Source organism: uncultured Campylobacter sp., from assembly GCF_937997465.1.
GTDB lineage: Bacteria > Campylobacterota > Campylobacteria > Campylobacterales > Campylobacteraceae > Campylobacter_A.
In genome coordinates, this window is the sequence record NZ_CALKTQ010000174.1 from 20,907 (window position 1) to 38,661 (window position 17,755).

Genomic DNA, 17,755 nt, shown 5'->3' on the forward strand with positions numbered 1-17,755 from the left:
GAATTTAAAATTTGAGTTTAAAACGGCTCAAATTCGCGTCCAAATTTGAGCCCTAAATTTCTCGCCCTCTTGCGAAAATCAGCTAAAATTTAAAGCCGCTCTATCGCCACGAGTACGTTTACAGCGTCGTTTGCAGGCTCGGCTACGTCGTTAAATCTTTTTACGACTTCGCCGTTTTTGATAATTAGAGTTTGGCGGCGGTAAAATTTCTTGCCGTCGTTCGTGGTAAAAGTTTGTAAATTTAACGGAGATTCTAGCTCAAAGTTCTCATCGCTTAAAAAGATAAAATTTGCGCCTACGCTTTGTTTAAACTCGTTCATCTTTTCTACGCTTTGAGAGCCGACGGCGATTAGCGTAAAGCCCGCAGATTCTAGCTTTGCAAGGTTTTCCTGGTAGGCTTTGCACTGAAGCGTGCAGCCCGTTAGCCCCTTTAAATCCTTTAAATTTTCAGGCAAAAACTTCCCGCTCTCGCCCATTTTCGGATATGTAAAAACTATGCAGTTTTTGCCGCCTATTAGCTCGTCAAATTTGACCGGATTTGCGTTTATATCTTTCATTGCGTCCTCTTTGAGTGTGAATTATTAAAAAAATAGACTAAAAATAGCACCGCAAAGCTTATAAACAGCATAATCGCCGAATAAACGTGCGCCTTAGTATAGTCCATGAGCTCGACGGCCTCGTAGATGGCGATGCTGGCGACTTTGGTTTTGTCTCCGACGCTACCGCCTATCATCAGCACGACGCCAAACTCGCCCAAGGTATGCGCAAAACTCACTATGAGAGCGGTTAAAAGCGAGGGTTTGATGTTTGGCAGAGCGACCCTAAAAAGCGTCTCCCATTTGCCTTTGCCTAGCGAATAGCTCGCCTCAAAAAGGCTCTTTGGCAGGCTCGCAAAGCCCGCCTGAAGCGGCTGAAACATAAATGGTAGCGAGTAAATGCAACTAGCGATGATGAGGCCTGAAAAGTTAAAAACCAAGCGGATATCAAAGGTTTCCTCAAAAAATTTGCCTAAAAAATTATAAGGCGAGAGAAAAACCAGCATATAAAATCCCAGCACCGAAGGCGGCAGCACGAGAGGCAGCGAGATCACGGCTTCTAGCACGGGTTTAAATTTAAAACTCGCACGGCTAAGCCAAAACGCAACCGGCAACACGAGAAAAAACAAGATCGCAGTCGAGATAAAAGCAAGCTTTAGCGAGAGGTAAAAGGGCGTAAAATCGATATTCATCTCGGCTCGCTTTGCGCGTAAATTTCAGCGTTTCGTTCGTCAAATTTGTCGTTTTCGCTACCGCTTTTTTGCAAATTTAGCCCAAACGCCTTGGCACTTATTGCCGCTTCGTCGCCCGCTTTTAAATTTGCAGCTTCCGCCGCGCTTAGAGCCACCTCGCAAAGCTGCTGACCGACGGGAACGACGGCTACGTAGATGGCGTCGTGCTTTGATATCTCTAAAATTTTAACCGGCAGGCTAAATTTCTGCGAGCCGCTGTGGCGCAAAAATATCTCGCCCGGGCTGCCTTCTTGCGCGATTTTACCGCCGTCAAGCACGAAAACTTTTGAGGCGAGTTTGTAGATCTCCGCGACGTCGTGACTGACCAAAATCGTCGTCATATCAAACTCGGCGTGCACCTTGGCAAGGTAGTCTTGCAGCTTTTCGCGCATGGCGTTATCAAGGGCCGAGAGCGGCTCGTCGAGGAGTAAAATTTCTGGCTTTCGCATTAGGGCGCGGGCTAGGGCGGCGCGCTGCTTTTGACCGCCCGAGAGCTGCGAGATGGCGGCGTTTTCTAGCGAGCTCATCTCGACGAGACCCAGCAGTTTGCGGGCTAAATTTACGTCGTGATTTGCAAAAAGCAGATTTTTCATCACGTTCATATTTGGAAAAAGCGCGTAGTCTTGAAATAAAAACCCGATATTTCGGCTTTGGGGCGGTGTGAAGTTTTTACCGTCAAATAGCGTCTGGCCGCCTGCTTTTATCGTTCCGCTATCAGGCGTTTCAAAGCCCGCGATTAGCCGCAGTATCGTAGTTTTGCCGCTACCGCTTTTGCCGTAAAGAGCGACGAATTCGCCCTTTTTTACGTTCAAATTTACATCTAAATCAAATTTCCCGTTTGCGCCGTTTAGGCTTTTTATGCAGTCTAGTTCTATCATGCGATGTAGAGCGAGGTTGCCTTGACGTAGGCGTAAATTTGATCGCCGAGCGCTAAATTTAGCCGCTTTAGCGATGCCGTGGAGATGATGCTTTCAAACTCAAATTTGCCCGCATTTAGATGCAGCGAGCTTGTGATCTCGCCTTTTTGGATATCTGAAATCTCGGCTTTTATCTCGTTTGAGACCGAGCAGTTTAAAAGCGGGGAGGTAGCGACGAAGACGTCCGAGCTTTTAAAGCCTAGCCAAACTTCGTCGCCGATTTTTAAATTTTGCAGATTTTCCAAGGATAGCATTTTTAGGCTTAAATTTTCGGCGCTAAACTCAAAAACGCTAACGCCGTCGTTTTGCTCTATTGCCGAAATTTTAGCCTTTATCACGGGACGACGTATCCGAATTTTCTAAAGATTTCCTTCGCGCGGTCGCTTCTGATGAAGTCGTAGAAAGCTTTTGCTTCAGGATTGTTTTCGCCGTGTTTTAGGACAACCATGCCTTGGTCGATCGGAGTGTAAAGCGCGGGATCTATAAGGATAAAGTTTTTACCCTCTTTGTACTCGGCCATTTTTTTATCGTGCATTGCAGAAGCCGCGATAAATCCGACATCCGCAGCGCTTAGAGCTTGACTTAGAGCCTCGCCGATAGATTTTGCTAGGATGACGTTTTTCTCGACTTTATCGTAGATGCCCGCTTTTTTTAGAGCTTCGACGCTAGCTTTGCCGTACGGAGCGGTTTCAGGGTTTGCGATCGCGATGGCTTTTAGGCCTTCTACCGCGTGTATGCCCTTAGCTAGATCGATATCTCTGATCGTAAATAGAGCAAGCGCGCCCTGAGCGTATACTACGGGCTGGGTTACGGCAAATTTGGTGTCATATAGGTCTTGTACGAATTTCATATTTGCAGCCATGAAAACGTCCGCCGGAGCGCCGTTTTTGACCTGAGTAGATAGCGCGCCGCTAGCTCCTAGAGTGACAGTTACTTTGGTGTCGGGATTTGATTTAGCAAACTCCGCTTTTAACTCGTCAAACGCGTAAGTGACGTTTGCAGCGGCAAATACGTTGATCTCACCAGCGTTTAGGTTAAAGGTGGCGATGGCCGCGACTACTAGCGAAAAAAATGTTTTTTTCATTTTTATACTCCTACTATGATTTGACTTGCTTTGATGATAGCGGTGAGCTCGTCGCCCACGCCGATTTTCATATCCATCGCGCTATCTTTGGTGATGATAGAGGTTATCGTCTGATGATTGCTGATTTCTAGCACGATTTCGGCGTTTACCGAGCCGATTTTGGCCTCGATCACGCGTCCTTTTAGTAAATTTGCCGCGCTTAGTTTTAGATTTTCCTCTTTTGCGAACATTACGCTTGGAGCTTTAAAGATAAATACGACCTTTTTGCCGACTTTTAAATTTAGATTTTTTTCAGACTCGACCGTGACGTTGGCGCGTAAAATTTCGCCGTTTGAGAGTTTGGCGCTGATTTGCGAATTTACCGCGCCCGTTTTTACTTCGGTTATCTCACAGCTTAGTTGGTTTCGCGCGCTTAGACTCATGCTCATGCGCTGTAAATTTAAAATTTCGTTCGTATCGACGTTTATATTTGAACAAACTTTTTCTAAAAATATCTTTTGGCTCTCTAGCATCGCGTCGTATAGCGCGATCATCTTTTTGCCGTACGGCGTGAGCTCCGAGCCGCTGTTTTTCTTGTTGCCTTCGGCTCTTGCGATTAGCGGTTCGTCCGAGCGGTTATTTAGCGCGTCTAGGCTGTCCCATGCGTTTTTGTACGAGATGCCGACATACTCGGCTGCTTTTGTTATGCTTTTGGTGTGCTCGACGGCCTTTAAAAGCTCTATATGCTTGGCTAACACCGATACGCCACTATCTAAAAATAGCTCTAAACTAACGTCTGCTTTCATGAAAATCTCCCAAATTTATCAGTATAAAAAAATAATTTGCTAGGAAGTATATTTAAATATATATGAAAAATAACTTAAATAAACTTCGTAATACCGGGCATTTTGAAATTTATAAATTTAAAAGCTACATTGAGATAAAATCCTAAGTTACTGCCTTTGCAGACTTGAAATTCGGAGATTTGATGAGAAAATTTTTACTCTCTCTTTTGCTTTTTTTTAGTTGCGTTTTTGCCGAACAAACGCAAGAAAAGAGCGAATTTGACGACGAATTTACCCAGCCTAGCGAGATTTTCGATCCGCTTAGCGGTTATAATAGAATGATGACAGGGTTTAATGATTTTATGTACGTAAACGCCATCCATCCCGCGATAAAAGGCTACAACTACGTAGTGCCCGAGGCTGCCAGAACTGCGGTGGGAAATTTTTTTGACAACCTTTTATATCCCGTTCGCTTTGTAAATAACCTCTTGCAGTTTAAATTTAGCGAGGCCGGCGAAGAGACGCTGAGATTTTTAGCAAACACGATCATCGGCTTTGGCGGGCTAACCGACGGCGCGAAATACTACAATCTGCAGCGCCATGACGAGGATTTTGGCCAGACGCTTGGATACTGGGGCGTGGGTAGCGGGTTTCACGTGGTTTTACCGTTTATCGGCCCGTCAAATTTACGCGATATCGTCGGTCTAGTCGGCGATTATTATCTCGATCCCATCAGCTATGTAAAGCCGGCTCTAGACTCCTTTGCGATAAAAACTTTCCGTCAGGGCAACCTTTTGTCTTTACATCCAGATGCTTACGACAATCTTAAAAAAGACGCGATCGACCTGTATCCGTTTCTACGCGACGCCTACGAACAGCGCCGCAACCACTTAATAAAGGAATAAAATGAAATTTTTAAAAATCATCCTGCTTGCGCTTTTTAGCGCGGTTAGCCTCTTTGCGATCAGCGAGGATCAGATAAAACCTACGATGCAAAAAACGACGCAAGACGCCATCGAGGTGCTAAAAAACGCAAATTTGAGCAAAGACGAGAAAATAAGTAAAATTTTCGCCGTTTTTGATCCATATTTCGACTACGAGCAGATGTCTAAAATCGCCCTAAACAAGCGCTACAACAACCTAAATGCCGAGCAAAAGGCTAAATTTAATAAAGCTTTTGAAGAGAGGTTAAAATCAAGTTACGTCGATAAACTTTTAAGCTATAAAAACCAAACTATAAATTTTAAAGACGCTACCAAACCAAACGAAAATCGCTACTTTCTAAACGCCGATCTAGTTGGCGAGGACGGTAAAAACTACGGCTTTACGTATAAATTTTACAACGCCAAAGAGCGTGGCTGGCTCATTTACGACGTCGAAATTTTAGGCGTTAGCATCATCCAGACCTACCGCAGTCAGTTTGATAGCTTGATGGAAAACGAGAGCTTTGAAAATTTGCTTAGCAAGCTAAACTCCGTCCAAGCTCCGCAATAAGGCGCTGATGAAGCGGATTTTTAAATTTATCGTCAACTTTCCAAAGAGCGCTATCGCAGGCGTACTGACCGCGACGCTCTTTTTTGGATATTTCAGCGGCAAGCTCGAGGTGGACGCGTCTACCGAGACACTGCTACTTGAAAACGATAAAGACTTAGCCGTCTTTAGGGACGTTTTTAAACGTTACGTTAGCCCTAACTACCTAGTCATCGCCTATACGCCAAAAGACGATCTGCTCGCGCCCTCTACGCTTAAAAAGATAGAAAATTTAAGCCGCGAACTAGAAAAAAACGAGCTTGTATCAAGCGTCATTTCTATATTAAACATCCCGCTGCTTCAAAGCGGAACTAACGATCTTAGCGAGCTAGTTAAGCACGTACCAAGCCTTGTCGATGCCGATATAAACAAAACCTTGGTGCGACGCGAGTTTGTGGATAGTCCGCTATATACGAACAACCTCGTTAGCCGCGACCTAAAAACTACGGCGATCGTGCTAAATTTAAAGACCGACGAGAAATATCAAAGCATACTAAACGAGCGAAACGCCCTGCTAAACGCCAAGATTGACGGCAACATCACCAGCGAGCAAAAACAGCGCCTAAGCGCCGTAAATGCGCAGTTTAAGGCTCACCGCGACGAAGCGCGTATAAAAGAGCACGCCGCGATCGAGCAGATACGCGAGACGATAGCGAAATTTGGCGGCGGCGAAAGCCTATTTTTAGGCGGGGCAAATATGATCGCGGATGATATGGTGAGCTTCGTGCGCTCGGATCTTGCAACCTACGGCATCAGCGTGACTCTGCTTTTGGTCTTTTGCCTTTGGCTGTTTTTTAGGCAGATTCGCTACATCGTTATGCCGATTTTTATCTGCGTGATTAGCGTTATTTGGGCGAGCGGGTTGTTTGGGTTTTTCGGCTGGGAGATCACGGTGATTAGCTCAAACTACATCGCTCTTCAGCTCATCATCACTATCTCCGTCGTCATACACCTGATCGTGAGCTACCGCGAGTTTTGCATCACAAAGCCGCATCTTAGCAACCGTCAACTAGTCTATCTCACGTTGCGCGATAAGGCCAGTCCGTCGTTTTTTGCGATATTTACGACCGTTATCGGCTTTTTGTCGCTTGCGCTTTCTGATATCAAACCGATCATAATGCTAGGTATCATGATGAGTGTGTCGATCTCTATCTCGCTGGTGCTTGCGTTTTTGCTATTTGGCTCCGCGACGGCGCTGATGCCAAAGCTCGCTCCCGTTAGGACGTTTGAGGATAAATTTAGCTTTACCAAGCACTGCGCCACATTTGCGCTAAATCACAGCCGCGCTGTTTATGCTATTAGCCTTGCGGTGCTTATTTTCGGGCTTTACGGTATCTCAAAGCTAAAAGTCGAAAACAGCTTTATAAGCTATTTTAAAGATACGACCGAAATCCACAAGGGCATGCAGGTGATCGATACGAAGCTAGGCGGCACGGTGCCGGTCGATATATTGATCAAATTTAACAAGCCCAAATTTAACGAAAAAGCGGCCAAAAACGAGCCTAAAGACGAATTTGACGACGAATTTGCCGCTAGCGCGAAAGAGGATAAATACTGGTTTAATCAGCATAAAATCGACGTCGCGAAAAAGGTGCACAACTATCTAGAAAATAAGCGCTTTATCGGGCAAGCGAGCAGCCTAAACACGGTCGTAAAGATCGTCGAGCGCATCACGCAAAAGCCCGCCGACGGCCTCATGCTCTCGATCCTATACGAACAGATCCCGCAAAAGTACAAAGACATAATCCTAAGCCCCTACGTAAGCATAAAAGATAACGAGCTGCGCTTTACCGCGCGAACTCTTGATAGCGACGACGCGCTACGTAGGGACGAGTTTTTGCGCGAGCTTAGAACCGATATCGCAAATTTGATAGCAAACGACAACGCAAGCGTGCAAGTTAGCGGCGCGATGGTGCTTTATAACAACCTCCTTCAAAGCCTCATCGCCTCGCAAGTCGATTCTTTTGGTTTTGTTATCTTGTCGCTTTTTATCGTTTTTTGTATTATTTTTAAAAGCATAAAGCTCGCCGCCATCGCCATCACGTCAAATTTAATCCCGCTTTGCGCGGTGTTTGGCGTCATGGGCGTGCTGGGCATTCCGCTTGATATCATGAGTATTACGATAGCAGCTATCAGCATAGGCATCGGCGTGGACGACATCATCCACTACATCCACCGCCTAAAAATCGAGCTTCGCAGCAAAAACGTCGCCGAGTCGATCAAGGCCTCGCACGCCAGTATCGGCTACGCGATGTACTACACCTCGTTTGCGATCATCCTGGGTTTTAGCATCATGGTAACGAGCAACTTTATCCCGACGATATATTTCGGACTTCTGACCGATCTTGTTATGATAATGATGTTGTTGGGGGCGCTAGTATTGCTGCCAACCTTAATCAAAACCTTTTACCGGGCTAGGATCCCCCGCTGATTCCCCATAAACGACGGATTTCAAAAGTAGTTTTTGATTAAGGCGCTCGGTCACATACCATATGTATGCTCTCGTCACGCCTAATCAAAAACTATTTAAACTACGCCTATTCTGTCTGGAATGTTTGTCTCTTGTCCTGGTAAATTTGCAAATTTGGCTTCTTAAATTTAGAACGTGCGGTGTGTGCCTTGGAGGATAAAATCTTTAAATTTAACTCAAATTTGAAGGGAAAAACTACTCTTTCATAACCTTAAGAAAAGAGTAAACATCCCGCACGCCTTCGATGTGTTTGGCATACCAGATCGCGTGTTTTTCCTGCTCGATATCGGTGATGATGCCGGTAAATACGACGTTGCATTGCACTACGCTTACTCTCACGCTTGTGCCACTGATTATGCTGTCTTTAAAAAAATTATTTTTTAAATTTAACATTATGGCGAGGTTACTTTCACATTCGCCGCCGTCGCTAGGGAATCTAATATACGTATAAATTTTACTCACGCCGTCGGTGTTTTTGGCTAGTTCTACGAGTTTAGTTTTGTGCTCGGCGTCAGGCACCACGCCGATGAGATACACGTCTCCATAAAAACTCTCGACGTCAACGTTTAGGTTGCTAAGCCCGCTTGAGGCTAAAATTTTAGTCTGGATTTTTGTTTTTATAAATTTATCTTTCGTTATCGAATAAATACCGCGCTCGTCTTTACTGATCTGGTAGGCGTCGTAGACGTTTATGCCAGTTAGCGGCGTCACGGTCGTAAAGAGCTCAAGACAACCGCCGAGGAAAAAAATCGGCGAAAAAATGAGAAGGTTTTTTAAAAAAAATCGCGCAAATAGCTTTTTCATCGCCGACCCATAAAATTTTCTCCAAATACTATAGAAATCAAACTAAAATTTATATAAATTTAGTTATAATCGCGCTCATCATCTAAAGACGCGGAGGATAAAGCGATCTGGTGGCGCTCGCGGACTTCAAATCCGATGGCGGGGCGGTTGACCGCTTCGCGGGGAGTTCGATTCTCTCATCCTCTCGCCAAACTTCTAAATTTATTATCTTAAAACAAGCAAAATTCAGCTACAATAAGCCGTTTATATTAAATTAATTTAAGGTTTTTCTTTTGGCTAGTTCATCCGCCTCCAAATTTTCTCTCGCACGCGCCGTTTTGGGCAAGATATACGTGGTGCTTTTTGCTACCGCCGTATTTCTGATATGCGCCGCTAGCTTTGGGTTAAATTTAAAATTTGAAGGCGTAAAAGAGGATATTTACGCTGCAAATTCTAACTTTAAAACTTTCATCAAAGAACGCGCCATAAATATAGATAACGAACTTAAACTTATCGAAAGATATATTGAAGCACCCGATTTTGACTCAAAGGCGATCTTTGACTTTGCCGTAAAAAACAATAACGAATACATGGCCTTTTTTATCGTAAACGAACGCGGCGAGATAGAGTTTGTCAGCGATGAAAAATTACGCGATACGTACTCTGCGTTTTTCCTCTCAAAGCCTTGGGAAAACGAGCCTGAGGATAAAATTTTAAGATCTGATTTTATGTTTGATAAAAGCGACGTACCGACAAGACTCGCCGCAAAAAAGATGAAAAACGGCAAAATCTTAGCAACCCTCATACGCTTTACGGCGATTTACGAGGAGTTTGCGCGCGGATACGAGAGGATCGGCGTAAATTCGTTTGCGATAGATAAAAGCGGTAGGATCGTATTTCACCAAGACCCCGAGCTGGTTTTAGAGCGCAAAAACATCTTTGATCTTTACGACGTGAGTGCGGACTACCTAAACAGCGACGAAGTAAAATTTGCAAATTTAGGCTCGCTAAACAGCGAAATTTATTATATTCAAAGTATCCCGAGGATCGGTTTGGCCGTGGTTTCAAGCTATCCTGTGGATAAATTTATAAAAGAAAATTTACTATTCTTGCTAATCTGCGTCGCGTTTTTGGCCGCGGGCGGATTTTTTACCTTTTCTTACACCAAATTTGTCAAAAACTCGGTCATAAAGCCCGTTTTATCTATCAAAAATTTAGTCGCAAAAGCCGGCGACGGCGAGGAGATCAAGACCTACGCAAAATTTGGCTCGGTAGAAGAATTTGATCAAATCTCGGACGAGATCGTCAAATTTTACGGAGATTTCGGCGAGAAAAAGGCGAAATTTGAAGAGTACTCGCACAAATTTGGATTTTTGTTTGAAAAAGGACCTTTTATCTTGCTGTTAATCGACGCAAAAAGCGGCAAGATCGTCGAAGCAAGCGCGAGGGCGTGCGAGTTTTACGGACTTAGCGAGGAAGCGATAAAAAGCAAAAATTTAGCCAAGCTAAATGCGTCAAATTTGACCGATATGAAAACGCTACAAGAAGACGAAGGCGAAATTTACGAAACGAACCATTTTGCTGCGGGCGGCGAGATAAAGCAGGTGCGCATCTACAAGCAAAACTACGAGTTACCCGGCGGCGAAAAGATCGGCTTTTGCGTCGTAAAAGACGTTACGAAGAGCAATACTTTAAAGAAAAACGCACAAAAACAAAGCGAGATAGACGCGCACTCGCCGCTGTTTAGCGTAGTTTGGAAGGACCGCTTTATAGGCGATATATCAAGCGTTTCGGACAATATCGAGCGCGCATTGGGCTACAAAAAAAGCGAAATACTCTCAAACGAATTTGAGTTTAAAAACATCATCCATCCAGATGACCGAGATAGGCTCGCGAACGAATTTAACATCAAATTTAGCTTATTTAACGCGGCTTCGCTCAAAAAAGAGAACGAGTCGCTGCAGTCTTGTAGGCTGATAAGGAAAAATCTAGAGGTCATAAACTGCAGCGTATTTATCAAATTTATCTCAAAAGACGGCAGAACCGTGGATGAGGTGATCGGATACTTTATCGAGAGCAAGCTGGCGGCAAATTTGACCACAAAAACCGGCATGGAGATAACGCGACTAAACGATAGCAAAGAGTACGCATATAAAAATACCATTTTAAGCCTATTTGCAAACGCGCAAGAAGCCGTCGCCGTAGTCGGGTTAGACGGCGTATTTTTAGACGCTAACGAAACCTTTTGCAAGATAAGCGGCTATTCCAAAGAAGAAGCCATCGGCAAGCCGTCGAATTTACTAAAATCAGGCGTGCATGATGATAATTTTTACGAACACATGTGGAAGAGGTTGTTGAAAAAAGGCTTTTATAGCGGCGAAATTTATAATAAGCGTAAAAGTGGCGAAATTTATCTCGAGCAGCTTAGTATCGCGACCGTTTATAGCGGCTCAAAGCCTAGCTACTTCGTAGCTGCGTTTCACGAGTTGCCGTGGGTAGAGCCTGAGATAAAACAGAATGAATCAAAAGCAAAGGAGCAAGAGTGAGCGAATTTGACGCGAGCGTTTACGAGCACGAAATACCAAGCGGCACGAGGCTGTATTTCGGACAAAGCGCGAAACTAAAAAGAAAGATCGAGCGAGCGGCGAGCGAAATTTTGGAAAAAAACGGATTTCACGAGATAGTGACGCCGTTTTTCTCGTATCATCAGCACCTAAGCGTGCAGCCCACGGCTCTGGTGCGCTTTAGCGATCACGAAAATCACCAAATCAGCCTGCGCGCCGATAGCACCGTGGACGTCGTGCGCATAGTTCTTAGACGCCTAAAAGATACCGAACCTAAACGCTGGTTTTACATCCAACCGGTTTTTAAGTACCCTAGCACTGAAATCTATCAAATCGGCGCCGAGCTAATCGGCGAGAGCGATCTGGCTACTAGCGTCAAGATCGCAAAGGAGCTTTTTGAGTCGTTTGACCTCGCGCCCGTGCTGCAAATCAGCCACATCGCGATCCCGCAGATCGTGTGTAGGCTCTTAAATTTACCTATTTCGATATTTGAGCACGGCGAGATCGAAAAAATCCTAAATCAAAATGAGGAGTGGCTAAAAAGGCTGGCCTTCGTAAACACTGTCGCAGATATCGACGAGATTTTGCCGGTAGTGCCGGACGAGATAAAAACTGCACTGCTTGAGATAAAAGAGCTGGCACAGGCGGTAAAATATGAAAATTTAAGAATTGTTCCGTTATATTATTCAAAGATGCGGTATTATGATAAGCTATTTTTTAGATTTTTAGGCGGCAACGCCGTGCTAAGCGGCGGCGGCAACTACGAGATAGAGGGTATCAAAAGCAGCGGCTTTGGCGTATATACCGACGCGTTAATCGAAAATTTAGATCAAAAGGAGAGAGTATGAGCAAGGCTGACGTGATAGTGGGCGTGCAGTGGGGAGACGAAGGCAAGGGCAAGATCGTAGATCTGCTAAGTGGCGGCTACGATATGGTGTGTAGGTGTCAAGGCGGACACAATGCGGGTCACACGATCGTCGTAGAGGGCAAGAAAATCGCGCTGCATCAGGTTCCATCGGGCATACTTCATAAAAATATAATCAACATCATTGGTAACGGCGTCGTACTCTGCCCGGCCGCGATAATCGAAGAGTTAAAGCAGTTTGGAGACGTTTCGGGACGGCTATTTATAAGCGATAAGGCGCATTTAAATTTGTCTTATCACGCGCAAATCGACCAAGCCAAAGAAAAAGCCAAAGGCGCGCACGCTATCGGCACGACGGGCAAGGGCATAGGACCTGCGTATAGCGACAAAATCAGCCGTAGCGGACACCGCGTTGGTGAGCTAAAAAATCCCGAAAAACTTTGCGACGCGATTCTGGCTGATTTTGCGGCAAATAAAGCGTTTTTAGACGTTTTAGGCGTCAAAGCGCCTGCTCGCGAGGAGCTTTTGGGTGAGCTAAAGAGCTACGAGGCGGCGCTGGGTAAATTTATCGTTGATACCACGCATATGGTGTGGGATGCGATAGACGCGGATAAGAAAATCTTGCTCGAGGGCGCTCAGGGTACGCTGCTAGATATCGATCACGGAACGTATCCTTTCGTAACTAGCTCAAATACCGTAACCGCAGGCAGCTGCAGCGGCATCGGACTAAGCCCTAAAAACGTCGGCGAGGTGATCGGCATCATCAAAGCCTACACAACGCGCGTTGGCAACGGTGCATTCCCGACCGAGGATATGGGCGAAGACGGCAAAAAGATACGCGAAATCGGACGCGAATACGGCGCTACGACGGGCAGGCCGCGCCGCACGGGTTGGTTTGACGCGGTCGGAGTGAGATACGCGGCGAGGCTTGACGGCGTGGATAAATTTGCGCTGATGAAGCTTGACGTTTTAGACGGTTTTAAAAAGGTAAAAATCTGCAAAGCCTACGAGAAAAACGGCAAGATAATCGAGTATTTCCCAAGCGATTTGGAGGGCGTAAAACCGGTCTACGAGGAGCTTGACGGCTGGGATAAGGTAGAAGGGGCGCGTAAATTTGACGATCTACCCGCAAATGCAAAGGCCTTTATCAAACGCATCGAGGAGATCACGGGCGTAAAGGTCGGCATAGTATCTACTAGCCCGGAGCGCGAAGACACGATAGTTCGATAAGATGAAAAGCAAATTTACGCAAATCGTAAATATAAAAAAGCGAAATTTAGACAAAATCGAGCTAAATTTGGCAAGAACCAGAAACGAGGCGGCGATGATAGAGGGCTTCATAGCGCAGGCCGCCGAGCAAATTGCAAAATTTGAAATGCCCTCTAGCGGCTCTGCGGCCGATCTGCGCGGATCGCTGGAGCTTCTGGGCGCGATGCGGCGAGAAAAAAGTCTGCTAACCGAGCGGCTCGAGCTAATGAAAAAAAACATCGCGCACCTCGAGCGGCAGTACAAGGCGGCTAATCTAGAGTACGAAAAGGTGAAATACCTGCAAACGCAGGACTTTAGCGCGCAAATAGAAAAGATAAAAAAGGCCGAAGCTACGGCTCTGGACGAGTTTGCGACGATGAATTTTACTAGGAAAAAAGAGGCGAAAGCTTGAAAAAAATTTTGATTTTACTAACTTTAAATTTATGCGTTTGGGGTGCAAACGACGTAAACGCTCAAAGCGCGAGCCAAAGCGGCTTTAAGATCCCAGTGGACTGCGTTTCGATATTTGAAACTAGAAAAGACGAGCTAAAAAGAGAGCTTGCCAAAATAGACGAAGCAAGGCAGAGTTTGGAGGCTTTTCGGGCGAGTTCGGCGGCGCTTTTTGAGGAGCGAAACGCCAAGCTAGCCGTCAAAGAGGCCGAGATAAACGCAACTCTAGCTCGCGCGCAAGAGGAAAAAAAGCAGACCGAGCAGCTGATAAAGAAAAACGAGGAAATCGTAAAAGAGCTAAGAACGATGACTAGCGACAAGGTCGGCGAGACCTACGGCAAGATGAAAGACCAAGCTGCCGCCGACGTGCTAAGCGCGATGGATAGGACGGACGCGGCTAGCATTATGTACTCGTTAAGCCCTAAAAAAATCTCCGCGATAATGGCAAAAATGGAGCCTACCGCAGCGTCTGAAATCACGCTTTTAATCAAACAAGGCCCGCCATTTATAAAAGCCGAAAAAAACGTAACGCAGGAAGTCTCACCGACTTCGCCCGACGGCCCGGCGGGAAATCTGCTAAATTTGTAAATTTGGGCTATAGCGCTCTAAATTTAGCTTGGCTCGCGTCTAAATTTGAGCTCAAATTTGCGCGGGTAATGCGAAAGCTAAATTTGCCTTTGGCGGTAAAATTTGACTCCAAAGGCTAAATTTTATTGCCGTCAAATTTAACGCTAAAACCTAAATTTAACTAACACCCAGTCTTAAAAAAGCCAAAAATACTTTAATCCGAGCGTCAAATTTTGCTTCAAATTTTACCAAAAACAAACGCTTGCCAAAACAAAAACTCCGTGAGATTTTAGGTATTTCTTACCAAATTTTGGTTAAAATCAAGTCCAAAAAGAGAGGTAAAAATGCGTATAAAACTCCCACACACACCCTACATCGCGCACAAAATCGCTATTGATTTATTAAAGTCCGGATTCGTAAATTTAACGCGCGGAGTAGAGCCCGTAGCGGCATGCGCGAAAGAAATTTTAGATAACGATTTGCAAAAAGAAAAGGCTCTTGAAGAGCGCGTAAACGAGGTGCTCGCCGAGAACGAAGACGATATGGAGAGCATGCAAGTTGATAGAAAAAATATGTTTTGGCTTGTAAAAAAGAAGCTAGCTAAAGAGTACGGCGTGATACTTACGTACGAAGACCGCTTTAGCAACGTCGCCCACCTAGTGCTTGAGGGCGCTTGGAAAAAGGGGCTCATCGACTACACGGTTTCCGAAAATCGTATCAAAAACATCATCTATGGCTCGATCGAAGAGTATATAAAAACGTATGAAATTTTACAAGACGTGGTCATCGACAAGATCGACGGCTACAAGCGCAAATTAATCCCGGGCACCGAGGAGTACGACATCGTATTTGAGCGGCTCTACGAGGACGAACTAAGAAAACGAGGCATGCTGTGAGAGCTTATATCTACCTTGAAAACGGCGTTTTTTTACAGGCGAAGGCCTTTGGTGCGAGCGGTACAGCTAGTGGCGAAATGGTCTTTAACACGAGCCTAACGGGCTATCAAGAGATCATGAGCGATCCTAGTTACGCTGGGCAGTTTATCGTTTTTACCATGCCTGAGATCGGTATAGTGGGCGTAAACGAAGACGATATGGAGAGCGCGAAAATCCACGCTAGCGGCGTTTTGATGAGGGATTTTAACGCTACTACGTCAAATTTCCGCTCGCAAAAAAGCTTGGAAGAGTTTTTCAAAGAGCAAGGCAAATTTGGCGTTTACGATATCGACACTAGATTTTTAACCAAGATGTTGCGTGATAATGGTGCGCTACACGCGGTGATCTCGACTGAAATTTCAGACGAAAAAGAGTTAAAAAAACTGCTCGAAAACTCGCCTAGAATTTCAGAGATAAACTACGTCGCAAAGGTGAGCACAGAGCAAATTTACGCTCACGAAAAGGGTGGCTGGGATCACGCTAGCAAAGCCTACGCTCCGCTAAAATCAAACGGCAAAAAGATCGCCGTCATCGACTACGGCGTGAAGCGAAACATCCTAAACGAGCTTTGCGAAATGGGCCTTGAGACGCAAATTTACCCGCACGACGTGCAAGCAGATGAGCTCATCGCTAAATTTAAAAGCGGCGAGATAAACGGCGTGTTTCTCTCAAACGGCCCCGGCGAGCCAAAGGCCCTAAAAAACGAGATCGCGCAGATAAAAAAGCTTATCGAGGCTCGAGTGCCGATTTTTGGCATTTGCCTCGGACATCAGCTGCTTAGCAACGCATTTGGCTTTGAGACGTACAAGCTAAAATTCGGTCAGCACGGCGCAAATCACCCGGTTTTAAATTTGCAAACCAAAGCAGTCGAAATAACGGCGCAAAATCACAACTACAACGTTCCAGAGGAGATCGCGCAGGTTGCCGAGATCACGCACAGAAATCTTTTCGACGGTACGATCGAGGGCGTGAAGTACAAGGATTATCCCGTATTTTCGGTACAGCATCACCCCGAGGCTAGCGGCGGGCCGAGCGAGAGCAAATATATCTTTAAACAATTTTTAGAAATTTTATAGTTGCTAGTCGCGGTCAAATTTGAGCTAAATTTAGGGCTAAATTTGCGGGCCGAATTTAGCCCCTGCGTGGCTAAAATTTACAAATGAAATTTATCGGTCAAATTTGATGAGCGGCGCGGAGTTTGTTGGGGTATTGAGCGTCGCGGCACTTAGCTCGGTAGGCCACTGCGTAGGCATGTGTGGCGGTTTTGCTATCGTGTTGGCACGGTTTTTGAACGGTAAAGGTAAAATTTTTAGCACCGCGATGATAGCAGGGTACAACCTAGCTCGAATTTGTGCTTATATGCTACTTGGCTTTATTTTCGGGTCGCTTGGCGGCGTTTTTACGCTATCTCTTGCGGCGCGAGGCTACCTGTTTTTTGCTATCGGCGTTTTTATGGCGGTTTTGGGCGTCGCGCTCATTAGGCGCGGTGCGGTGTTAAATTTCATCGAGAAAAACGCATTTTTATCCAAAATTTTAAACGAAAAAATGAAAGCCGCAATCTCTAAAAATAGCGTGCTCGGGTTTTTGACGCTCGGGTTTTTAAACGGGCTACTGCCGTGCGGAGTGGTTTATTATTTTTTAGCTTTAGCCGTAGCTAGCGGCAGCGGGGCAAAGGGCGCGGCGATCGCGGCTACGTTTGGTGCGGTTAGCTTTTTTGCGATGAGTTTTTACGCGCTGGTTTTAAAGGCAGTGAGCGAAAAATTTAAAAAACATGCGTTAAATTTAAGCGGCGCGGCGATAATAATTTACGGAATTTATCTATCTTTTATAGGATTTACGGCGAGCAATGGATAACATCAAAGCAAGATTTAGGCAGTATCAAGAGGCTATCGAGACCAGCAATATAGTCTCAAAGACCGACACGAACGGCACTATCACCTTCGTAAACGACGAGTTTTGCAAGATGTCTGGCTTTACGCGCGAGGAGCTAATCGGCGCAAATCACAACATCGTGCGCCATCCCGAGGTGCCAAAGGAGGTTTTTGCGCGGCTTTGGGATACGATTCTAGCCAAAAAAGTGCACAAAGGCACGATAAGAAATCGCACCAAGGACGGCCGCGACGTCTATCTAAACACGACTATCATCCCGATTTTGGATTTAAGCGGGCAGATCGAGGAGTTTCTTGCGATCAGGCATGACGTGACGGACGTGATAAACCTAAATAACGAGCTTGAAAAGACGAAAAAAGAGCTGTTAAATTTAAACGAAAAACTCGAAAACAGGGTCGCCGAGCAGACGGCCAAGCTCGTA

General features: G+C 45.5%; 19 protein-coding genes and 1 tRNA gene. 13 read left to right on the forward strand and 7 right to left on the reverse strand.

What is annotated here, in order from left to right; genetic code table 11:
• Positions 1–89: 89 nt before the first annotated feature.
• Genes Q0546_RS05635 through Q0546_RS05660 form a run of 6 tightly spaced genes read right to left on the reverse strand, consistent with a single transcriptional unit; the run spans position 90 to position 4,053 of the window.
• Positions 90–557, reverse strand: coding sequence for a redoxin family protein (locus tag Q0546_RS05635; RefSeq protein WP_298791308.1), 468 nt, complete (start codon positions 555–557; stop codon positions 90–92).
• The gene (gene modB / locus Q0546_RS05640; RefSeq protein WP_122870928.1) at positions 554–1,228 is read right to left on the reverse strand and encodes a molybdate ABC transporter permease subunit; all 675 of its coding nucleotides are present in this window, start codon (positions 1,226–1,228) and stop codon (positions 554–556) included. Before modB ends, Q0546_RS05635 begins: the two co-directional genes overlap by 4 nt.
• Complete coding sequence (locus tag Q0546_RS05645) at positions 1,225–2,145, reverse strand: ATP-binding cassette domain-containing protein (protein WP_298791312.1); 921 nt, start codon at positions 2,143–2,145, stop codon at positions 1,225–1,227. Before Q0546_RS05645 ends, modB begins: the two co-directional genes overlap by 4 nt.
• Complete coding sequence (locus tag Q0546_RS05650) at positions 2,142–2,522, reverse strand: TOBE domain-containing protein (protein ID WP_298791314.1); 381 nt, start codon at positions 2,520–2,522, stop codon at positions 2,142–2,144. Before Q0546_RS05650 ends, Q0546_RS05645 begins: the two co-directional genes overlap by 4 nt.
• Positions 2,519–3,268, reverse strand: coding sequence for a molybdate ABC transporter substrate-binding protein (gene modA / locus Q0546_RS05655; protein WP_298791316.1), 750 nt, complete (start codon positions 3,266–3,268; stop codon positions 2,519–2,521). The genes Q0546_RS05650 and modA overlap by 4 nt, the downstream gene beginning before the upstream one ends.
• A 2-nt stretch (positions 3,269–3,270) precedes the next feature.
• A complete protein-coding gene (locus tag Q0546_RS05660) occupies positions 3,271–4,053 on the reverse strand; it encodes a TOBE domain-containing protein (RefSeq protein ID WP_298791318.1) in 783 nt (260 codons plus the stop codon).
• 182 nt (positions 4,054–4,235) lie between these two features.
• Here Q0546_RS05660 and Q0546_RS05665 point away from each other — a divergent pair, with 182 nt between their 5' ends.
• From Q0546_RS05665 to Q0546_RS05675, 3 genes are read left to right on the forward strand one after another with little or no spacing between them, the layout of a single operon-like run.
• Positions 4,236–4,937, forward strand: coding sequence for a VacJ family lipoprotein (locus tag Q0546_RS05665; RefSeq protein WP_298791320.1), 702 nt, complete (start codon positions 4,236–4,238; stop codon positions 4,935–4,937).
• Between the two features lies 1 nt (position 4,938).
• The gene (locus Q0546_RS05670; protein WP_298791322.1) at positions 4,939–5,526 is read left to right on the forward strand and encodes an ABC transporter substrate-binding protein; all 588 of its coding nucleotides are present in this window, start codon (positions 4,939–4,941) and stop codon (positions 5,524–5,526) included.
• A gap of 7 nt (positions 5,527–5,533) precedes the next feature.
• The gene (locus tag Q0546_RS05675) at positions 5,534–7,993 is read left to right on the forward strand and encodes an MMPL family transporter (protein ID WP_298791324.1); all 2,460 of its coding nucleotides are present in this window, start codon (positions 5,534–5,536) and stop codon (positions 7,991–7,993) included.
• A gap of 234 nt (positions 7,994–8,227) precedes the next feature.
• On the opposite strand, the gene Q0546_RS05680 is transcribed toward Q0546_RS05675, so the two are convergent.
• A complete protein-coding gene (locus Q0546_RS05680) occupies positions 8,228–8,836 on the reverse strand; it encodes a BON domain-containing protein (protein ID WP_298791326.1) in 609 nt (202 codons plus the stop codon).
• Between the two features lie 92 nt (positions 8,837–8,928).
• Here Q0546_RS05680 and Q0546_RS05685 point away from each other — a divergent pair.
• From Q0546_RS05685 to Q0546_RS05730, 10 genes are all read left to right on the forward strand, one after another.
• A tRNA-Sec gene (locus tag Q0546_RS05685) sits at positions 8,929–9,026 on the forward strand.
• Positions 9,027–9,108: 82 nt separating this feature from the next.
• Positions 9,109–11,361, forward strand: coding sequence for a PAS domain S-box protein (locus Q0546_RS05690; RefSeq protein ID WP_298791327.1), 2,253 nt, complete (start codon positions 9,109–9,111; stop codon positions 11,359–11,361).
• Positions 11,358–12,227, forward strand: coding sequence for an ATP phosphoribosyltransferase regulatory subunit (locus Q0546_RS05695; RefSeq protein WP_298791329.1), 870 nt, complete (start codon positions 11,358–11,360; stop codon positions 12,225–12,227). Before Q0546_RS05690 ends, Q0546_RS05695 begins: the two co-directional genes overlap by 4 nt.
• A complete protein-coding gene (locus tag Q0546_RS05700; protein ID WP_298791331.1) occupies positions 12,224–13,474 on the forward strand; it encodes an adenylosuccinate synthase in 1,251 nt (416 codons plus the stop codon). Before Q0546_RS05695 ends, Q0546_RS05700 begins: the two co-directional genes overlap by 4 nt.
• Before the next feature lies 1 nt (position 13,475).
• Positions 13,476–13,904, forward strand: coding sequence for a flagellar export protein FliJ (locus Q0546_RS05705; protein WP_298791332.1), 429 nt, complete (start codon positions 13,476–13,478; stop codon positions 13,902–13,904).
• Positions 13,901–14,530, forward strand: a complete 630-nt coding sequence (locus Q0546_RS05710; protein WP_298791334.1) for a MotE family protein — start codon at positions 13,901–13,903, stop codon at positions 14,528–14,530. The genes Q0546_RS05705 and Q0546_RS05710 overlap by 4 nt, the downstream gene beginning before the upstream one ends.
• 323 nt (positions 14,531–14,853) lie before the next feature.
• The gene (locus Q0546_RS05715) at positions 14,854–15,405 is read left to right on the forward strand and encodes a DUF507 family protein (protein ID WP_298791336.1); all 552 of its coding nucleotides are present in this window, start codon (positions 14,854–14,856) and stop codon (positions 15,403–15,405) included.
• Entirely contained in the window at positions 15,402–16,520 is a 1,119-nt protein-coding gene (gene carA / locus Q0546_RS05720) for a glutamine-hydrolyzing carbamoyl-phosphate synthase small subunit (protein ID WP_298791338.1), read from the forward strand. Before Q0546_RS05715 ends, carA begins: the two co-directional genes overlap by 4 nt.
• A 133-nt stretch (positions 16,521–16,653) precedes the next feature.
• Positions 16,654–17,298 (forward strand): sulfite exporter TauE/SafE family protein, encoded by a 645-nt coding sequence (locus Q0546_RS05725; protein ID WP_298791340.1) that lies wholly within the window; start codon positions 16,654–16,656, stop codon positions 17,296–17,298.
• On the forward strand, positions 17,291–17,755 hold a 465-nt coding region (locus Q0546_RS05730; RefSeq protein WP_298791342.1), incomplete at its 3' end, for a PAS domain-containing protein. The genes Q0546_RS05725 and Q0546_RS05730, both read left to right, overlap by 8 nt.